We start from the raw sequence: 16,044 nt of genomic DNA on the forward strand, positions 1-16,044 counted from the left end.
CATGGGGCTATTCGTTACAAATGGAACGATCTTGACCCTGCCAGTCCCTCCCGTGACCGCGCTGCCGCGTGGCGAAGACAGTGTCGCCGCGGTCAGCGTGACCGAGCTGTTCACGATCGGTATCGGCCCCTCCAGCTCGCACACGGTTGGTCCGATGCGCGCCGCCAAGGCCTTTGCGGTCGAGATGCTCGACACCGGGCTGATCCCGGTGCGAGTGCAGGCCGAGCTGTTCGGATCGCTGTCGCTGACCGGGCGCGGGCACCATAGCGACCGTGCCGTCCTGCTGGGCCTGGCGGGGGAGACGCCCGAGACGATCGATCCCGACGCCGTCGAGGGACTGCTCGCGCGGATCGGCGAGACGCGGCGGATCACGCTCGACGGGCGGCATGCGATGGATTTCGATCCCGAGGCCGATCTGCTGTTCCGCCCCGGCTTCCTGCCCGCCCATCCCAACGGGATGGTCTTCACCGCCTTCCTGTCCGACGGCAGTTCGGTGGTGCGGCGCTTCTATTCGATCGGCGGCGGTGCGATCCGGATGGAGGGGGCCGAACTGGCGCGGACCAACCGGCGACTCGCCTATCCCTTCGCCTCCGGTGCGGAACTGCTCGAGCGTACCGGGGATACCGGCCTGTCGATCGCGCAGATCGTCCGCGCCAACGAGGCGGCGTGGCGCGAGGATGCGGAGACGGACGCGTTTCTCGACCGGGTTCGCGACGCGATGGTGGGCGCGATTGATCGCGGCTGTACCGCGACGGGCATCCTGCCCGGCGGGCTGAAGGTCCAGCGCCGTGCACAGGCGATCAAGCAGAAGCTGCTCGACCGGGGGCCGCGCACCGATCCCAGCCTGGTGTTCGAATGGGTCAGTCTGTGGGCGCTGGCGGTCAATGAGGAGAATGCGGCGGGCGGACGGGTCGTGACCGCCCCGACCAACGGCGCGGCCGGGGTCATTCCGGCGGTGCTGCGCTATTATGAGGCCTTCGTCCATGGTGCGACGCGCGACGGGGTTCGTACCCTGTTGCTGACGGCGGCGGCGGTGGGGATGCTCTACAAGAAGCGGGCCTCCATCTCGGCGGCGGAAATGGGCTGCCAGGGCGAGGTCGGCGTCGCCTGCTCGATGGCGGCGGCGGGGCTGGCGGCGGCGCTGGGCGGCACTCCCGCGCAGGTCGAGAATGCCGCCGAGATCGGCATGGAGCATAATCTGGGGCTGACCTGCGACCCGATCGGCGGGCTGGTCCAGATCCCGTGTATCGAGCGCAACACGATGGGCGCGATCAAGGCGATCAACGCCGCCTATCTCGCGCTGCACGGCGACGGGCGGCACATCGTCAGCCTGGATCAGGTGATCGAGACGATGCGCCAGACCGGCGAGGACATGAAGTCGCAATATAAGGAAACCAGCCTGGGCGGACTGGCGGTCAACGTCGTCGAGTGCTGACCCGCCCGGTCAGCGCGCCGCCCAGCGGATCGCGTTGGTCAGGATGCGGCGATAGGCGGGATCGTCGTAGAGCTGCGGCTCATGCCCCAGCGCGGAATAGACGACCCGCCCCCTGCTACGCGGGTTGATCCACAGCACGGGATGGTCCGCGCCCATGCGCAACCGCTCGCCGGGGCGATAGCTGCCCTCGTCGACGCGCGCGAGCACGGTCATGCCGCGCGCTGCCGGATTGCTGTCAAAGCTGTACCACTCGTCGCGCGCTACCCAGGGCATCGTCACGCCGCGAAGCACGGGATGGTCCGGCCGGACCGCGACGACTCGCGCGGGCTGGATGTGATCCGCGCCGCCCGGATGGCCGATAAAGGTCGTGCCGATGATCGTGTCTGCATACCAGGGCTCCTTGTGGCTGTCGTCGCCCGCCGCGTGCAGCGCCACGACCCCGCCACCGCGCGCGACGAAGCGCGCAAAGGCCGCCTGCTGCTCGGCGCTCAGGAAATCGCCGCTGGCGCTGTTGAGGACGACCACCGAGAAGCGCGATAGCTGGTCGTCGTTGAAGATGGCGGCATTCTCGGTGGTGAAGCTGGCGCGGCCGAGCCCCTTGGCGATCCCGGCCAGCACGGCGTTGGAGTGCGGGATATGCTCGATATGGCGCCAGCCATTGGTCTTGGAGACGATCAGGACGCCGCGCTTCAACCCTGCGGGCAGGGTGGGGGCGACGCTGTCGACGGTCCGGCCGGGCAGATGCGGGTCCGATGGCGCCTGCGCAGCCATGACAAGCGCCATCATCATCAGTGTTTTCAGCATCATCCGTCTCCCTTTTGGGAGAGGCTACCGAGATTGGTTACGCGCGCAACCTCTTCCTCCCCTGTAAGGGGAGGGGGACCATGCGTAGCATGGTGGAGGGGTATCTCCATCGGCCATGACACCCCTCCGTCAGCCCTTCGGGCTGCCACCTCCCCTTACAGGGGAGGAATTACCATCAATCCGCCGCGATCGGGCCGTCATGCGGCTTGGGTCGCCGGGTGAACCAAGTCAGCGCCGCCAGCACGATGCACAGCCAGGCCGACACATAGAAGATGTCGGTCGAGGCGAGCAGATAGGCCTGGCCGACCATCTGCCGGGTGACGGCGGCGGCGGCCTGGGTATCGGTCAGGCCGAGATGGTTGAGCCCCGTCCGGGCCATCTGCCACACCGGGTTCTGGCCGATCGCCTCGGACAGATGCGCCTGGTGCAGCGCCTCGCGCCGGTCCCACATCGTCGTCGTCAGCGACGCGGCAAAGCTGCCCGCCGTGATGCGCGCGAAATTGGAAATGCCGGTCGCCGACGGAATGCGATGCTGGGGCACGCCGTCCAGCGCGATGGTCAGCATCGCAAGGAAGAAGGTGCTCATCGCGATCCCCTGCACCATCAGCGGCAGCACGAAGTCGCTGAAACTGGCAGAGGTGTTGAGCCCCGAGCGCATCCAGTAGGACAGACCGAAGGCGGCAAAGGCGATGGTCGCCATGATCCGCGCATCGACCTTGCCCGACAGCCGCGCGACGATGGGGGTAAGGACCACCGCCACCGCCCCGCTGGGCGCGGCGACCAGCCCCGCCCAGGTCGCGGTATAGCCGAGCTGCGTCTGGAGCCAGAGCGGCAGCAGCAGCGTGTTGGCGAAGAACACGGCATAGCCCAGGCAGAAGGCCAGCGTCCCGATGCTGAAATTACGCCCCTTGAACAGCGACAGGTCGACCGCCGGATTGGCGTCGGTCAGCTCCCAGATCAGCCACGCGACGAAGCCGACGATCGCGATCACGGTCATCACGACGATCCGGGTCGAATGGAACCAGTCGTCATTCTTGCCCAGGTCGAGCATCATCTGGAGCGCCCCGACCCAGACGACCAGCATGATGAGCCCGACCTTGTCGATCGGCAGGTTGCGGGTCGGCGTTTCCCGGCTCGACAGGCCGCGCCAGCAGACCCCGGCGCAGAACAGGCCGACCGGCACGTTGATCAGGAAGATCCAGCTCCAGTGATAATTGTCGGAGATATAGCCGCCCAGGATCGGCCCCATGATCGGCGCGACCAGCGTCGTCATCGACCAGATGCCGAGCGCGGTCGAGCGTTTCTGCGGCGGGAAGATCGAGATCAGCAGCGCCTGGCTGCCCGGGATCATCGGCCCCGACACCGCGCCCTGAAGCACGCGGAAACCGATCAGCGAGGACAGGTCCCACGCGATCCCGCATAGGAACGAGGCGATGGTGAACAGGAAGACCGAGACGCAGAAGGTCCGCACCACCCCGAACTTGCCCATCAGCCAGCCGGTCAGCGGCACCGCCACGCCGTTGGCGACGGCGAAGGCGGTGACGACCCAGGTCGAGTTGTCCGAACTGACGCCCAGATTGCCCGCGATGGTGGGCAGCGAGACGTTGGCGATGGTCGAATCGAGCACCTGCATGAAGGTGCCCAGCGCCAGCGCGAAGGCGATCAGCGCCAGCGAGGCGCCTTTCAGCGGAGCGGGGCCATCCCCCGCGCCCGCCTGGGGAGGGCCGCCCGCCATCAGCGATTGGCCGCGATGATCTGCGCGATCCGCGCCTCGATCGCGGGATCGTTGCCGTCGGTCGCGGGGGTGCGATAGGTCTGGCTTGCAGGGGCACCGATGCGCGGACCGCGCTGGTCGGCGGTATCGACCGTGACGGTCGCCGACAGGCCAACGCGCAGCGGGTTCTGGCGAAGCTCCTTGGCGTCCAGCCCGATCCGCACCGGCACGCGCTGGACGATCTTGATCCAGTTGCCGCTGGCATTTTGCGGGGGCAGCAGCGCGAAGGCGTTGCCGCTGCCCGCGCCCAGGCCGATAACCTTGCCGTGATAGACGATCTTGCCGCCATAGATGTCGGCGACGATCGTCGCGGGCTGGCCGATCCGCAGGTCCTTCAACTGGGTCTCGCGGAAATTGGCGTCGACCCATAGCCGGTCGAGCGGCACCACCGCCATCAGAGGGGTTCCGGCGGCGACCTGCTGGCCGACCTGCACGGTGCGCTGTGCGACGACGCCGGTGATCGGGGCGACGACGTGCATATGGCTGCGCGCGATGGCGGCGCGGCGATAGGCGGCGATCGCGGCGAGGACCGACGGGTTGGTCGATACCTCGGTCCCCTGCACGGCGGTGCGCGCCTGCGCCGCCTGGGCGCGGGCCAGGTTCAGGTTGGCGGTTGCGACCTTCACCGCGTCGGCGGCGTGCGACAGCTCCTCGCCCGACACGGCCCCCTCGGCGGCGGCGCCCCGGCGGCGGGCATAATCGGCCTGCGCCTGGGTCAGCTCGGCCTGCGCCTGGACGATGGTCGCGCCGCTCTGGTTGACCTTGGTGAAGTCCGCCCGCGTCGCGCGGACCGCGCGCGCCAGCTCGGCGGCGGCCGAGGCCACGCCGACATCGGCGGTGGCGGGGTCCAGGTCGATCAGCGGCGCGCCCTGCTTCACCGTCTGGGTGTTGTCGGCATGGATGGCCAGCACCGTGCCCGGATCGCGCGCGGTGATCGCCACCACATCGCCCGCGACATAGGCGTCGTCGGTCTCTTCCTCGGGCTTGGCGAGCAGGAAGTGGAACACGGCCCAGACGATCGCGGCGATCACCACGACGACCGCCAGGATGGTCAGGCCGGTCTTGCGCGCCCTGGGCTTGCCGGCGGGCGCGGGCGCGGGGGAGGGGGCGGCGGTGGCGGTGTCGCTCATCGGGGCGTGCTTTCGGTGGAAGGAGAGAAACCGCCGCCCAGGGCGACGGCCAGCGCGATCCGCGCCTGGACCGCGTCGGCGGCGAGATTGACGTCGGCCTGATCGGCCTCCAGCTGGCGGATGTCGGGGTCGATCAGCCCCAGTTGCGATTGCAGCCCGCTCGATACGCGAATGGCGTTCAGGCGGCGCGTCTCGGCCAGTCCGCGCGTGACCTCGCTCTGGCGGGCGCGCTCGGTGGCGAGGGTGCGGCTGCGCGTCACCGCATCGGCGGCCTCGCGCACCGCGCCGACGACCCGGTCGTTATAATCGGCGGTCGCCAGGTCGAGCGCGGCGGTCGCGCCGGCCAGGCCCGCGCGAAGCCGTCCGCTGTCGAAGATCGGCAGGTGGATGGCGGGCCCGGCGCCGACGGTCCCGGCATCGGCGGTGAACAGATTGCCCAGCCCGACCGCCTGGAACCCCGCCAGCGCCATCAGATTGACATTGGGCAGGAACGCCTTGCGCGCGACCTCCTGCCCGCCCTTCGCCGCCTCGATCCGGGCGAGTGCGGCGGCGATGTCGGGGCGACGGGACAGCAGGTCGGCGGGGACGGTGCCCGGCATGGGGAGCGCGGTGTCGAGCGCGATCCGCGTCGGCGCGATCGTCGCGGGATAGTCGAGGCCCCGCCCGGCCAGCGCCGCCAGCGCGTTGCGCGCCAGCGCCGCCTGTGCCTCGGCCCTTGCTAGCGCGACCCGCGCCTGGGCGAGCAAAGTCTGCGCGCTGCTGGCGTCGAGCTGGCTGGCGAGGTGGTTGCGGATGCGCGCCTGCACCAGCCCCAGCGAGCGGGTGCGCGTATCGATGGTCCGGCGCGCGATCGCCGCCTGCCGCTCGGCACGGGCGAGTTCGACATAGGTCTGCGCGACCGACCCCGCGAGCGCGAGCCGCGCCGCCGTCACGTCGAGCATCGCCGCGCGGGTGGAGGCGCGCGCCGCCTGGATCGCGGCGGCCTGTCGTCCGAACAGGTCGATCGTCCAGTTGAGACTGGCCTGTGCCTGCCCCAGCCACTGGGTCGTCCCCGCATAGGGCGGCGGAATGGTGTAGCGGCCCGAGATGCGGCTATATTGCTCCTGCGCGTCGAGCGACACGGCGGGGCCGTCCTCCGCCCGGCGGCTGGCCAGCACCGACTCGGCCTGACGCAGCCGCGCCATCGCGATCTCCAGCGACGGATTGCCGGACAGCGCATCGCCGACGATCCGGTCGAGCTGCGGATCGCCCAGCCCGTGCCACCACTCGGTCGCCACCAGCGGCGCCTGCGCGGTGCCCAGACCCAGCGTGTCGGTCGCGACCGGGGCGATGGCGGGATGCGCCTGCGGCACCGAACAGCCCGCCAGCAGAAGGGCGGTGAGGAATGCCGACCGCTTCATGCCTGTGTCTCCAGACGGTCGCGGAGCCTGAGGAGAAGGGCGACGAGCTGGTCGGCATCCTCCTGCGACCAATCGGCCATCCAGTCGTTCCACAGGGTGACGACCTTCACCTTGCAGCGTTCCGCGACGATGCGCCCGGCCTCGGTCAGCGCGAGGCGGACGACCCGCCGATCGGATGTGCAGCGGCGGCGCGCCATCAGCCCGCGCTCCTCCAGCGTGTCGATGATCCGCGTCGTCGCGCCGGTATCGTGGCACAGGTGGCGCGACATCTCCGCCGCCGTCTCCCCGAAACCGCAGAGCAGCGTCATCAGCGCGCTCCACTGGACATGGGTGACTTCCTCATCCTGAAAGATCGGCTCCATCCCGATCCGGGCGAGCTGGAACACGCGCTTGGTCAGATAACCGACCGAGCGTTCGGGATTGAAATGGGCAGTATCTTGGTGAGCCATATGGCTGCCATGGCAATAGCTGCCACGGCAGTCAATTGATGGATGCCGTCATGACGTATTTGTCATGGTGGAGCGGGTTCGGTGGGGCGAGACGATCGCGTCTCGCCCCGTTCGGGTCAGCGGGTCTCGCGGGTCGCCGCGATCGCGGCATTGGCGGCGAGGATGTAGGCCGAGGTGGTCGCGACCGTATATTCATTCTCGAACCACAGGAACGGCCAGTCGGTCTTCAACTCGGGGAAGTCCGGCTTCACGATCAGCACGCCCGGCACCAGCCCGCCGGGGATGAAGCCGTAATCGGCGCGGTTATGGCCATAGCCGATCAGCTTGGACGCGGTGCCCACCGTCGAGACGAGCGACAGGTTGTTCGCCGGGTGCCGCCCCAGCACATAGTCGATCGCGTTCAGCGTGTATTCGGTCCCGACGATCTCCGGAAAGGCCTTGTGCATCAGATACATGTTCGATCCGAACGCGACGACCTGATGCGATCCGGCCCAGTTGGCCTCGCTGATCGGCACGCCGAAGGGGTTTTTAGCCAGATCGGCGTCGAGCTTCGCCTTGGCCTGCCGGACCAGCGGCACCAGTGCGGCCCGGTACTTTGCGTCCATGAAGGGCAGGGCGCGGATCGCCGAGGCCCCGACCCATTCGAAGCTCTTGGCCACCACGGGCATCAGCGCGCGGAGGCGATCGGCATAGACGCGGTCGCCCTTGCTGGTGATCAGCATTTCCACCGTCGCGCCGACATTGGCGCCCTCCGCCGACCAGGGCGATCCCGAATCGTCGCGCCCGTCGCCCGCCTTGACCGAGCCCTTTTGCTGGCGGGACCACAGCGTCTTGGCGGCATCCCATGCCTCGGCCGCCATGGTCGGGTCGCTGTCGGCCAGCGCCCGCGAGGCGGCGGCCAGCGCGCCCGCCACCGCCAGATTATTGGCGGGCAGATCGGTGGTGAAGGCCCAGCGATCGTCCTGCGCGCCCGACGACCCGCCGCGCCGCTCGGTTACGCCCAGCGAGGCGTCATAGGTCAGATTGTCGGTCTGCGACCCCGCATCGCCCAGATGGGCATATTGCCGCTGGACGGGGTCGATGATGCCCACGATCGCATGGCCGAACACCTTGTACTGGGCGAGCAGTTGCAGCACGCCGTGGCGGATCTGCTGGAGTGCGTCCTGCTGGCCGTCGGGCTTGCGGATCTCGACCGCGCGGGCGGCCTCGTCCACGCTCGTCTCGTCCCAGTCGAGTCCATAAAGCTCGCGTCCCCAGGCCAGGTCGCGGACCACGGCGGCGTTTTGCGGCGTCTGGATGTCGTAATCGCCCGCATCCTGGAAGCCGCCGACGTCCAGCCCCGGAATATGCTCGCCCGGCTTGAACGGCGAGTCGAGGGTCGGACCCATTTTATAGCCGTCGAAATGGACGTGATTGGCCGGTGCCTGGCGCGCATCGTCGAGATGCGAGGGGGCGGACCAGACGCGATATTGTTCGCGAATGCCGACATGGTCCATCTGCTCGGCGATGAAGGTATCGAGCGAGGTCTGCCAGATGCGGTCATAGGCGTCGGGCGCGATGCGGAAGGGGTTGGTCACCTGGCCGCCATAGGAAATGGCATAGACGCCCGGTTCGCGGACCTGCGAGAAGTCGAAGGCGGCGTAATCATAGCGCATCCAGCGCCCGCGTGGGGTGACGCGGCTGCGCAGTACCGATTGCCGGGTTCCGTCGGCGGCCAGGCGGACGAGCTCGGCCTCGGCGGGGGCGGGGCCGTGCGGATCGGTCTCGATCAGCGCGACCTTGGATCGGCCCGGCGTATAGCCCGCCTGGTTGAACGAGACGACCGGCGCACGGACCCAGTCCTTCACGACATTGGGGCGGACATGCCATACGACGGCATTCTCCTTGGCCCCGGCCGCGATCAGCGAACGGACGACGAACCAGCCATTCTGCGCCCGGTTGCGCGCGTCATAGAGTTCCAGCGCCCCGGCGTCCGAGGTGATGGTGACACGGGTCAGCGGATCTTCGGGCGACAGGGTGATCGACTTGCCCCCGGCGGCCAGCGGCATCGGATCGCCCGACCCGTCCTTGCGCATCGGCCCCGTGGCATGACGCGGGAAGAGCCCCGGCGCGCTGTCCATCAGATAGGTCTTGCCGAAATAGCTGGTCGGCAGGAAATCGAGGTTGAACCCAGCCTTGCCCGCCAGCGCCGCGGGCAGCGGCTTGTCGAGGTCGACCGCGATGCGAAACCCGTCGCCCTCCGCCGTCACCTTCACCCGATAGCCCAGGTCGACGTCCTTATAGGTGGATCGGACCACCACCTGATTGGGCTCGGTCCCGCGCGTCCGGCTGATGAAGGCGGGGACCGGGTCCCATTGCTCGGGCGTGCGGTTCAGCCGCACCGCGCCATCGGTCGCGATCCGCTCGCCATGCAGGACGATCTGGAGCCCGGCATTCTTCTCGTCGAAGAAGATCGGGCTGAACTGGTTCTGGTCGACCATGACGGTCAGCCCCTGGCGCTCGAGCGTCTCCGCGGGGGTGACGGCCAGTGACTGTGCCCGGACCGCCTGGGCCCCCGCGATCACGCTGGCCGAGGCCAACAAGGCGATCCCCATCCGTTTCAGCATATCCCCTCCTAATAGCGCTATCATTTCTGAACGCGGAAGCGGCGCCCGGACGGAGAGTCCGTCCCGCATTCCGCGTCCCGCATGCCGGGGCCTTTATGACCTCGCGGCGCGGGCAATCTGTGGCAGATTGCCGGATTAAACAACGGAAAAGTGGAGGGTTATCTTGCATCAGCCAAAGGGGCGGCACGGGCTATGCCCAGCCGCTACAAGGGGCCGGAGGGGATGTAGATATAACGCTCACATGATCGGGCATGGGACGACCCACGGTCACGAAAAAAAGGGCATGAACGGATTGCCGCTCATGCCCTCTTGTATCCAGCGGGGTGCCGGACGCCGCGATGCGGCGCACTGGTAAGGATCAGGGTTGCGATTTATAGCGCGGCTGGGCGCGTCCGGCCTCGTCGGCGGCCTGGCGGATCAGCGCGATGTTGCGCTTGATCGAGGCGGCCAGCGCCGCGCGCACGGCTTCGTCGGCATCCGAACCGGCGGGCACGTCGCGCAACAGCGCCAGCCAGTCGCCCACCGCTTCGTCATGCTGGCCCTTCAGATCCTTTTCCATCGCGAAATAGAAACGGGCGCGCGCGTCGCGGGGATCGAGCGCCAGCGCCTTGCGAAAGGCTTCGGCGGCGGGGGCGGGGAGGTCGGCGGAGTTGGACTTGGTGGTCTGCATCACCGCTTCGCCGAGCGCCGACCAGGCGGTCGACTGGTTGGGATCGATCGCCAGCGAGGCGCGATAGGCGGCGGCGGCCTCGTCGAAGCGGCGGGCGGCGAGCATCGCATCGCCCAGGCGCTTCTGCGCGGCGGCATCGCCGGGCGCCTTGGTCGCGGCGGCCTGCGCGGCGGCGGGGGCTATGGCGGGGGCGGGGCGGTCGACGAAGACGGGGGCGGGCTCGGCCTTGTCGGCCGGGCGGCGCAGCAGCGCCATGGCGATGAACGCCAGAAGGGCCAGCACGAGCACGATGCCCGCAATGACGAAGAATTTGCCCCGTTTCATCTGATGGATCCTGTTGGAATGGGTCGGCCGCGCCCTTCTGGGTCAATCCCGTTGACAGACTGTAAACGAAACGGGGCGTGGCGATGCGGTGAGAGCCTTCGCCGTCAGACGCGGGCGCTTTTCAGCGTCTCCATCTCGCCCATTACCCGCGCCCGGCGGCCATAGACCAGCTCGAACAGCGGGCTGGCCATCATCGTCGTCACGATCGCCATCAGCACCAGCATGGAGAACAGCGCGGGGCCGATAATCCCCTTCTGCAACCCGATATTGATGATGATCAGCTCCATCAGCCCGCGCGAGTTCATCAGCGCGCCGATGCCCATCGCGGTCCGGTTGTCCTCGCCGCAGACCCGCGCCGCGAGATAGCAGGCGCCGAACTTCGCCGCGATCGATGCGGCCAGGATGCCCAGCGCGATCAGCAGCAGCGGGATGGAATTGACCATGTCCATCCGGGTGTTGAGCCCCGAATAGGTGAAGAACATCGGCAGCAGCAGGACGACGGCCAGCGGCTCGACCTTCTTCTTCAGCTCGGCGACGAACAGCCCGCGCGGCATGAAGACCCCCAGGATGAAGCCGCCGAAAATGCCATGGACCCCGATCGCATCCATGATGAAGGCCGAGATGCAGAAGGCCATCAGCGTGATCGCCAGCACGTTCATGCTCATCTCGCCCCGCGCCTCGACCGCGCGGCCGAGCGGGGCGAGGATGCGGCGGGCGAACAGGATCAGGAAACCGACATAGAGGATCGCGCCGCCGATCGCCAGGATCGCGACCCCGCTGCCCCCGCCGAACGTCGCCAGCACCACGGCCAGCACGCACCAGGATGTCGCGTCATCGAACGCCCCCGCCGCCAGCGACAGGGTGCCCAGCGGACTGTCGGCCAGCCCGCGTTCGTTGATGATCCGCGCCAGCATCGGAAAGGCGGTCAGCGCGATGCAGGCGCCCATGAACAGCGTGGCATTGGCCTGGCTGATGCCCGGCGCGAACAGCCCCGGTACGGTCAGCAGCGCAGGCGTGATGATCGCCGCGATCAGGAACGGCGCGATGACGCCCGAGGCCGACACCGCCAACGCGCTGCGCGCCTTGGACTGGAAATGGTCGAGCCGCAGCGTCAGGCCCACCAGGAACATGTAGAGCGCCACCCCGAGCTGCGCCCCGGCATAGAGGATGTTGCGCGTCTCCTTGGGGAAGATCGCGCCCTGAAGCTCGGGAAAGGCCAGTCCCAGCAGCGAGGGGCCCAGCACCACGCCCGCGATCATCTCCCCCACGACCGGCGGTTGCGCCAGGAAGCGCTGCCCCAGCCATCCGACGATGCGGCAGGCGAACAGGATGACGGCGAGTTGCAGGAAGAAATGGATGCTGAAGTCGCCGGGAGCATAGCTGGCCGCCGCCGCTGCGGTCGCCGGGCCATGCGGCGACAATATGCCCCCTGCCGTCTGCCAGAAACTGTCGATCGCGTCGTTCATATCGCCCAGCCGAGCCCCCTCCTGCCATCCGATCCCCTTGGGGGAGCGGTATCATCATGACCTTAGCGGGGCAGACCATGCTCTGCATAGGTCCTGACGATATCAGGCGAAGGGGAAAGCCGACGGTCGATCACGCCATGGCGGGCAGCCGGTCGAGATGCTTTTCGAGCGTCAGCGGATAGTCGCGAATGCGCACGCCGGTCGCGTTATAGACCGCATTCGCCACCGCCGCGCCGACCCCGCATAGGCCCAACTCGCCCACGCCCTTGGCCTTCATGGGATTGGCCTTGTCATCGGCTTCCTCCAGGAAGACGACCTCCTGATGCGGGATGTCGGCATGGACCGGCACCTCATAGCCGGCCAGGTCGTGATTGACGAAGAAGCCGAAGCGCGTGTCGACCGCTAGTTCCTCCATCAGCGCCGAGCCCACGCCCATGGTCATCGCGCCGATCACCTGGCTGCGTGCCGATTTGGGATTGAGGATGCGCCCCGCCGCGCAGACCGCGAGCATCCGGCGCAGGCGGGTGACGCCGGTATAGGCGTCCACCCCGACCTCGACGAAATGCGCGCCGAAGGTCGACAGCTGGTACGTCTTGTCGAGGTCGCCGAACTCGATCCGGTCCTCGGCGGACAGCGGACCGGCGGCGACGGCATCGCGCAGCGCGACCGATCGGTTGCCGCCCGTGACCTTGCCCCCTGCAAAGCTGAGGTCGGCCGAGTTGAAGCTCAGCCGCTGCGCGATCGCCTCGCGCAGCTTGACGCACGCGGCATAGACCCCGGCCGTCGCATTGGCCGCGCCGAACTGCCCGCCCGAGCCCGCCGATACGGGATAGGCGGAATCACCCAGCCGGACATCGACCCTGTCCATCGGCACGCCCATCATCTCGGCGGCGGTCTGGGCGATGATCGTATAGCTGCCGGTGCCGATATCGGTCATGTCGGTTTCGACGACGAGGCGGCCGTCCTTGCCCAGCGTGACCCGTGCGGCCGACTTCATGTTCATGTGGTTGCGGAAGGCGGAGGCGACGCCCATGCCGACCAGCCAGCGCCCGTCGCGGACCTGGGCGGGCTTGGCGCTGCGCCGCGACCAGCCGAAACGCTGCGCGCCTTCCTCCAGGCAACGCACCAGCTGGCGCTGCGAAAAGCGGCGCTCGGGCTTTTCGGGATCGACCTGGGTGTCGTTCTTCACGCGGAAGGCGACCGGGTCGAGCCCCAGCTTCTCGGCCATTTCGTCCATGGCGATCTCCAGCGCCATCATGCCGGGCGCTTCGCCGGGCGCGCGCATCGCATTGCCTTCGGGCAGGTTGAGCACCGCGAGCCGCATCGAGGTCAGGCGGTTGGGACCGGCATAGAGCAGCTTGGTCTGGTTGACCGCCGTTTCGGGGCCGCCGCCGGGCTGGTCGCCCGATCCGCTTTCATGTGCGATCGCCTGAATGCTGCCGTCCTTGCTCGCGCCGATCCGGATGCGCTGGGTGGTAGCGGGGCGGTGGGTGGCGTTGTTGGCCATCAGCGGCCGCTGCATCGCGACCTTGACCGGCCGCCCGACCGCCCTGGCGCCCAGCGCCGCCATCACCGCATCGGCGCGCAGGAACAGCTTTCCGCCAAACCCGCCGCCGACATAGGGAGAGATCAGCCGCACCTTCTCCTTGGGCAGACCCAGCGTCTTGGCAAGGTCGCCGCGCCCCCAGGCGATCATCTGGTTGGAGGTCCAGACGGTCAGCTGGTCGCCGTCCCAGGATGCGATCGACGCGAACGGCTCCATCATCGCATGGCTGTGATCGGGCGTCGTATAGGTCGCGTCGAGCTGGACCGGCGCGGCGGCGAAGGCGCTCTCGAAACTGCCGGTCCGGTCGGCCTTGCCGGGCTTGCCCTCTTCGCCGCCAGCCAGCGGCGCGGTCTTCAGCGCATCGTCCAGGTCATATTGGCCCTTGGCGCGTTCGTAATCGATGCGGACGAGGCCGGCGGCGGCGCGCGCCTGTTCGAACGTCTCGGCGACGACGATGGCGATCGCCTGGTGATAATGGTCGATCTCGGGCCCACCGAGCAGCTTGACGGTGTTGAAATTGCCCTTGTCCAGCTTGCCCGCATCGGCGGCGGTGGCGATGCCCAGCACGCCTGGCGCGCCGCGCGCATCGTCCAGGTTCATCGACCGGATGCGGCCCTTGGCGATGGCCGAACCGATGATCCAGCCATAGGCGGCATTCGGCGCCTCGGCATGATGCTCATAGGCGTAAGGGGCGATGCCGGTGACCTTTTTCGGGCCGTCGATCCGGTCATGCGCCCGGCCGACCACGGCCATGCGGTCGATGGGGTTGGCGCCCGCAGGCTCGGTGAATTTCATGCGGTCCTCGCCTGGCTGATGACGGCCGCCAGCGTCCGTTCGACGAGCGGCACCTTATAGGCATTGTCCTGGGTGGGGCGGGCGTCGGCGAGCAGGGTCGCCGTCACCGCTTTGGCCCCTTGCGGCAAGGCGGCCTCCGCCGCCTCGACCCGCCAGGGCTTGTGCGCGACGCCGCCCACCGCGACCCGGCCGGTGCCATCCTTCTGGACGACGGCCGCGACCGAGACGAGCGCGAAGGCATAGGAGGCGCGGTCGCGCACCTTCTCATAGATATGCGTGCCGCCGAGCGGGCGGGGCAGGGTGACCGCGGTGATCAGCTCGCCCGGTTGCAGCGCCGTCTCGATATGCGGGGTGTTGCCGGGCAGGCGGTGGAAGTCGGCGATGGGGATGGCGCGGGTCCGGCCGTCCGCATTCACCGTCTCGACCGTGGCGTCGAGCACCCGCATCGCGACGTTCATGTCGCTGGGGTTGGTGGCGATACAGTCGCTGCTCGCCCCCACCACCGCCAGCTGGCGCGAATAGCCGCCGATCGCGCTGCACCCGGTGCCGGGCCTGCGCTTGTTGCAGGCCATGTTGGTATCGTAGAAATAGGGGCAGCGGGTCCGCTGAAGCAAATTGCCCGCCGTCGTCGCCTTGTTGCGCAGCTGGCCGCTGGCCCCCGCAACGATCGCGCGCGACAGGACGCCATAGTCCCGCCGCACCCGATCGTCGGCGGCGAGCGCGGTGTTGGTCGCGAAGGCGCCGATGCGCAGGCCACCCTCCTTCGTCTTCTCGATCCGGTCGAGCCCCAGATCCTGGACGTCGATCAAATGGGTCGGCGTCTCCACCTCGATTTTCATCAGGTCGAGCAGATTGGTGCCGCCCGCCAGGAACCTGGCGCCCGGCCGCGCAGCCGCGCGCGCCGCCGCGACCGCGTCCTTGGCGCGCTCATAGGTAAACGCCTTCATGCCTTGGCTCCCGCAACTTCGGTCATCGCCTCGGCGATGTTGGAATAGGCGCCGCAGCGGCAGATATTGCCGCTCATCCGCTCGCGCATCTCGGTGCCGGTCGCCTGCGGACGCGCGGTGATGTCGGCCTGCACATGGCTGGGCACGCCGCGCTTGATCTCGTCGAGTACCCCGACCGCCGAGCAGATCTGGCCGGGCGTGCAATAGCCGCATTGATAGCCGTCATGCTTGACGAAGGCCGCCTGCATCGGGTGCAGCCGATCGGGCGTGCCCAGCCCCTCGATGGTGGTGATCTCGTCGCCGTCATGCTGGAGCGCGAGCGAGAGGCAGCTGTTGATCCGCTGGCCGTTGACGATCACCGTACAGGCCCCGCACTGGCCATGGTCGCACCCCTTCTTGGTGCCGGTCAGGTGGAGATGTTCGCGAAGCGTGTCGAGCAGTGTGGTGCGCGGATCGAGCGACAGCGCGCGGTCCTTGCCGTTGACCTTCAGGGTGACGGGCATGGTGGCGGGTTCGGGGGGCATGGTCGCCTTTCGGGGTTGCGCCTCGGCCGGGCTGTGCGCCGCCATCGCGGTTGCCGCGCCGCCGATCATGACGCCGCGTCGCGACACGGAAAATTCGCTCTTGTCCGCCACCGTCCTGCTCCTTGGATTCGGTCATCCGTCATCCGCGCGAAAAGGTCTCAGGACGCAACCGGC

12 protein-coding genes are annotated in these 16,044 nt (G+C 68.3%); 1 reads left to right on the forward strand and 11 read right to left on the reverse strand.

Features of this window, described 5'->3' with window-relative positions:
- Position 1: 1 nt before the first annotated feature.
- Positions 2-1,435: an L-serine ammonia-lyase gene (locus tag QE363_RS09025; RefSeq protein ID WP_405053170.1), complete on the forward strand. Its 1,434-nt coding sequence runs from the start codon at positions 2-4 to the stop codon at positions 1,433-1,435.
- 9 nt (positions 1,436-1,444) lie between these two features.
- On the opposite strand, the gene QE363_RS09030 is transcribed toward QE363_RS09025, so the two are convergent.
- The 11 genes from QE363_RS09030 to paoA form a co-directional block, all read right to left on the reverse strand.
- Positions 1,445-2,242, reverse strand: coding sequence for a ThuA domain-containing protein (locus QE363_RS09030; protein ID WP_309694541.1), 798 nt, complete (start codon positions 2,240-2,242; stop codon positions 1,445-1,447).
- A gap of 172 nt (positions 2,243-2,414) precedes the next feature.
- The gene (locus tag QE363_RS09035) at positions 2,415-3,974 is read right to left on the reverse strand and encodes a DHA2 family efflux MFS transporter permease subunit (protein WP_309694543.1); all 1,560 of its coding nucleotides are present in this window, start codon (positions 3,972-3,974) and stop codon (positions 2,415-2,417) included.
- A complete protein-coding gene (locus QE363_RS09040; RefSeq protein ID WP_309694545.1) occupies positions 3,974-5,143 on the reverse strand; it encodes an efflux RND transporter periplasmic adaptor subunit in 1,170 nt (389 codons plus the stop codon). The genes QE363_RS09035 and QE363_RS09040 overlap by 1 nt, the downstream gene beginning before the upstream one ends.
- On the reverse strand, positions 5,140-6,543 hold the full coding sequence (locus QE363_RS09045; RefSeq protein WP_309694547.1) for an efflux transporter outer membrane subunit: 1,404 nt from the start codon (positions 6,541-6,543) through the stop codon (positions 5,140-5,142). The genes QE363_RS09040 and QE363_RS09045 overlap by 4 nt, the downstream gene beginning before the upstream one ends.
- The gene (locus QE363_RS09050) at positions 6,540-6,992 is read right to left on the reverse strand and encodes a MarR family transcriptional regulator (RefSeq protein ID WP_309694549.1); all 453 of its coding nucleotides are present in this window, start codon (positions 6,990-6,992) and stop codon (positions 6,540-6,542) included. Before QE363_RS09050 ends, QE363_RS09045 begins: the two co-directional genes overlap by 4 nt.
- Positions 6,993-7,108: 116 nt before the next feature.
- Complete coding sequence (locus QE363_RS09055; protein ID WP_309694551.1) at positions 7,109-9,598, reverse strand: glycoside hydrolase family 9 protein; 2,490 nt, start codon at positions 9,596-9,598, stop codon at positions 7,109-7,111.
- A gap of 358 nt (positions 9,599-9,956) precedes the next feature.
- Positions 9,957-10,592 (reverse strand): tetratricopeptide repeat protein, encoded by a 636-nt coding sequence (locus QE363_RS09060; RefSeq protein ID WP_309694552.1) that lies wholly within the window; start codon positions 10,590-10,592, stop codon positions 9,957-9,959.
- A 104-nt stretch (positions 10,593-10,696) separates the two neighbouring features.
- Entirely contained in the window at positions 10,697-12,058 is a 1,362-nt protein-coding gene (locus QE363_RS09065) for a cation:proton antiporter (RefSeq protein ID WP_309694554.1), read from the reverse strand.
- Between the two features lie 130 nt (positions 12,059-12,188).
- Positions 12,189-14,399: an aldehyde oxidoreductase molybdenum-binding subunit PaoC gene (gene paoC / locus QE363_RS09070; RefSeq protein WP_309694556.1), complete on the reverse strand. Its 2,211-nt coding sequence runs from the start codon at positions 14,397-14,399 to the stop codon at positions 12,189-12,191.
- A complete protein-coding gene (locus QE363_RS09075) occupies positions 14,396-15,346 on the reverse strand; it encodes a xanthine dehydrogenase family protein subunit M (protein WP_309694558.1) in 951 nt (316 codons plus the stop codon). Before QE363_RS09075 ends, paoC begins: the two co-directional genes overlap by 4 nt.
- Positions 15,343-15,981, reverse strand: a complete 639-nt coding sequence (paoA, locus tag QE363_RS09080; protein ID WP_309694560.1) for an aldehyde dehydrogenase iron-sulfur subunit PaoA — start codon at positions 15,979-15,981, stop codon at positions 15,343-15,345. The genes QE363_RS09075 and paoA overlap by 4 nt, the downstream gene beginning before the upstream one ends.
- Positions 15,982-16,044: the final 63 nt, after the last annotated feature.

The organism is Sphingomonas sp. SORGH_AS_0870, assembly GCF_031453175.1.
Lineage (GTDB): Bacteria > Pseudomonadota > Alphaproteobacteria > Sphingomonadales > Sphingomonadaceae > Sphingomonas.

Coding starts and splice junctions, on each gene's coding strand:
- QE363_RS09025 (WP_405053170.1), top strand. CDS start 2: ATGGGGCTATTCGTTACAAATGGAACGATCTTGACCCTGCCAGTCCCT.
- QE363_RS09030 (WP_309694541.1), bottom strand. CDS start 2,242: ATGATGCTGAAAACACTGATGATGATGGCGCTTGTCATGGCTGCGCAG.
- QE363_RS09035 (WP_309694543.1), bottom strand. CDS start 3,974: ATGGCGGGCGGCCCTCCCCAGGCGGGCGCGGGGGATGGCCCCGCTCCG.
- QE363_RS09040 (WP_309694545.1), bottom strand. CDS start 5,143: ATGAGCGACACCGCCACCGCCGCCCCCTCCCCCGCGCCCGCGCCCGCC.
- QE363_RS09045 (WP_309694547.1), bottom strand. CDS start 6,543: ATGAAGCGGTCGGCATTCCTCACCGCCCTTCTGCTGGCGGGCTGTTCG.
- QE363_RS09050 (WP_309694549.1), bottom strand. CDS start 6,992: ATGGCTCACCAAGATACTGCCCATTTCAATCCCGAACGCTCGGTCGGT.
- QE363_RS09055 (WP_309694551.1), bottom strand. CDS start 9,598: ATGCTGAAACGGATGGGGATCGCCTTGTTGGCCTCGGCCAGCGTGATC.
- QE363_RS09060 (WP_309694552.1), bottom strand. CDS start 10,592: ATGAAACGGGGCAAATTCTTCGTCATTGCGGGCATCGTGCTCGTGCTG.
- QE363_RS09065 (WP_309694554.1), bottom strand. CDS start 12,058: ATGAACGACGCGATCGACAGTTTCTGGCAGACGGCAGGGGGCATATTG.
- paoC (WP_309694556.1), bottom strand. CDS start 14,399: ATGAAATTCACCGAGCCTGCGGGCGCCAACCCCATCGACCGCATGGCC.
- QE363_RS09075 (WP_309694558.1), bottom strand. CDS start 15,346: ATGAAGGCGTTTACCTATGAGCGCGCCAAGGACGCGGTCGCGGCGGCG.